The sequence below is a fragment of the Gluconobacter potus genome (assembly GCF_015244705.1).
Classification (GTDB): domain Bacteria; phylum Pseudomonadota; class Alphaproteobacteria; order Acetobacterales; family Acetobacteraceae; genus Gluconobacter; species Gluconobacter potus.
Genome location: NZ_JABCQF010000041.1, coordinates 1 through 2,771, shown reverse-complemented (window position 1 = coordinate 2,771; position 2,771 = coordinate 1). Strand labels below are relative to the sequence as shown.

4 protein-coding genes are annotated in these 2,771 nt (G+C 55.7%); all 4 read right to left on the bottom strand.

All coding sequences use genetic code 11. The features are described from left to right. Positions 1–479, bottom strand: a 479-nt coding sequence (locus tag HKD31_RS15770; RefSeq protein WP_228120956.1) for a VOC family protein, incomplete at its 3' end; no start/stop codon positions are given. Then, the gene (locus HKD31_RS15765) at positions 472–822 is read right to left on the bottom strand and encodes a hypothetical protein (protein WP_007396213.1); all 351 of its coding nucleotides are present in this window, start codon (positions 820–822) and stop codon (positions 472–474) included. The genes HKD31_RS15765 and HKD31_RS15770, both read right to left, overlap by 8 nt. A 51-nt stretch (positions 823–873) precedes the next feature. Further along, positions 874–1,191 carry a hypothetical protein gene (locus tag HKD31_RS15760; protein WP_007396212.1) on the bottom strand — a complete coding sequence of 106 codons (318 nt, stop codon included), beginning with the start codon at positions 1,189–1,191 and terminating at the stop codon, positions 874–876. Positions 1,192–1,220: 29 nt separating this feature from the next. After that, positions 1,221–2,300, bottom strand: coding sequence for an aromatic ring-hydroxylating oxygenase subunit alpha (locus HKD31_RS15755; protein WP_007396211.1), 1,080 nt, complete (start codon positions 2,298–2,300; stop codon positions 1,221–1,223). Positions 2,301–2,771 lie beyond the last annotated feature (471 nt).

Below are 2,771 nucleotides of genomic sequence, written 5' to 3'. Positions count from 1 at the left end.
TCGAAGTTGACAACTGGAATTTCGGCACCCTCGGGAATGGTCATGGCTGTGATGCGCGCGATGTTGAACTCCGGATCGTTGAAGACCAACTGCCATTGCCCGTAATAGGTTGCAAACGGCCCCTTGACGATCGACCCGCCAAGCTCGGGCACCTTGTGCGCGATCTCATCTACCGTTGCCCAGTCTTCAACCACGAACGTCACCATCGTGCCGGTGCTGGATGTTGGTGTCCTGCGTCTCTCACGATCCTTCAGGCCCAGAAGCTCATAGGCCGGGACACCGTTGAAGGCCAGCTGGAAGCCGTTGCCTTGCAGAACCCGGTAGATCGGCGAAGAGGCATCGGGAATGTCGTCCCAACCCAGGATTGCAGCGTAAAATTGTTTCTGTTTCTCCACATCATCGCAAAAGATGTTGTGCATAGGCTGGAACTTGTCTGCACTGGCCATCGGTGTGTCCACGCTCCTCTTGAGATCAGGCATTGAGGTCGCCGTCGGCGCATCGAGACGACATCTTTATGTCCAGGGGGGCCGCCAGTCCCGCATCCATCAGCGTCCCGACAAGCTCGGCGTGATAGGCGGCATAGGCTTTCACTGAAACATAGCGGTCCTCGGGTCTGATGATGTTGAACATCAGCGATCCTTGGCGGACACTGGGCAGCACCCAGGACTTGTAGGCCCATTCCGGGTCCGCATGCGTGAAGTAGTCCGAGTTCTTCGGTCGCAGCCATCTTGCGCCGTCATGAGGTTGATCGATATTGCCGACCGACGCGTTGAAGGCCCTAAGTGCCTTCTTCGGTTCGGCGGTGTTCACATACAAGGCCAACTTTCTTCCTTTCCGTTCCAAATCTATCCGCCTGACAGGTTTCGTGACTGCTCAATTCAGTCGAACCTCATCAAAGCGCACGTCCATCCACCGGAGGAAGGTTTCCACCAGCCTCGTGTAGTACAGCTTGACCACGTCAGGTGGGATGCCTTTGCCGCCGTCGGCATGAAGTTCGAAGGTCAACGTGCCCGCATCGACGCTTGGCACAAGCATTGCGCCGATATCCGACACGTCTTCGGAATGCTGGTAGGAGGTATCACCCTTCAGCATCCAGCCTTCCGCCTTCCCCCACGCTTCTTCCTGGACAATTCTCCGGTTGAACTCCCGAAGCAGCGCATCGGGAGAACTGGTCATGAAATGGACTGACACTGGGATATCTCCTGAAATCCGGCCGAGCGTCAGCCCGCGACCGCATGCAGTTCAGGGTGCATCCGGTCGCTTTCAAGAACCGGCGTCAGGAGAGCCTTCTCGAAAGCCTCCTTGCCCTGCGCGTGGGCGTTTTCCAGTTCCTTGATCCATTTCCTGTACTGTATCGAGATCTTGTCGGTCACGACCGACAGTTCGTCGTCGTAAATCTCTTCTGGCCACTGCGATTCAATGACCGGCTGGTCCTCGGCAAAGACCAGGTCGTTGAAGGCGATGTGGGGATGATCCGAATCGTTCAAGCTCTTCTCGCGGGCGAAGATCAGGAAGTTCTTCGTTTGCTTCGCGTTCACCGGGCAGGACACGTTGAAGAGGACGTGAAGGTTGTTCCCCACATATTTTTGAACGGCCAGGTTGATCGTGAACGGCATACTGCAGTGGTAGGTGAAGTTGCCGATGGGTGCCTGATCGGGAACATCCATGCCCGGGGGCGTGTCATAGACAAAGCGCAGCTGGCCCTTCACGCGATCGATCGGCACGATGGGCGGCTCGGCGTTGTTCGGATCGAACAGAGTGCCGGGGTGAACGAACGCGAAGTGCGAAAAGTCCGTGAAGTTTTCCCAGCGGCGCGGTGCGCTGGCATTCCACCAGTAGGGTTCCTGCACGACAATCTTCATCCTCGGGTCATCAGCGACGCTGAAATACGGGATTTCCGTCACGTTCCACGAGCTATCCAAACGGACCCATATCAGGCCGTACTTCATTTCGCATTCATAGCTTGCCACCTTGGCGCGGGAGGAAATCTTTTGCGTCGGGCATGCCGGCATGTGGGTGCACTTGCCCTCGGCATTGTACATCCATCCGTGGTACGGACACTGGAGTTGGTCGCCTTGGACCTTTCCGCCGGACAGCTTGGCCGAGCGGTGGACGCATTGGTCTTTCATTGCGACCATCTTGCCGTCGAGACGAGCAAGAACGACCTTCTCGTCAAGTAAGGTGACAGCCATAGGGCCATTGCCCAGCGGGTCGGCCTTCTCGAACTCGTCAAGAGTCGCGACCGGATGCCAAAAGTGGCGGAGAAATTCCATGTTCTCGATCAACGGACGTACGCCCATACCGGCATTCCTTCTGTAGCTTTTGCTGCATAGAATAGAGCGGTAGTGTCAGCCCGACATGTCGCTGTTACATAGAGTTTTTGTGTGAACAGGGTGTCTAAAATCCGCAACATGATCTATCTGACGTGGTCGTATAGCGTACGGCGCATTTTCCCAGACGCTTTGTTCACGCCCGTCGTCTTACAAACAAGACGGGTTTCAAGCAAAAGTGCTTTGTCCAATTCGGCCATGGGCCTGCTGGGGTGAACTGACAATATAGCGCAAGGGAACGCACCAGAAACCTTGCCCTAGAAATCCCACCTCGGTGTACAAGAGCAATGCGTCGTACAAATTTCTGTACATTAGGTCCAGATAAACTGTCTCCTTTCGACGGTGAATGACCTTACTATTACCCTGTCCAATAAGACACGTCCGGCGTCTACAATCTCTGCCGGACGTGGCGAAGCCTCGATCCTCCCTGTCGAGGCTTCG

Bases quoted from the DNA above. Each gene is read 5' to 3' on its own strand.
- HKD31_RS15755 (WP_007396211.1), bottom strand. From the start codon at position 2,300: ATGGGCGTACGTCCGTTGATCGAGAACATGGAATTTCTCCGCCACTTT.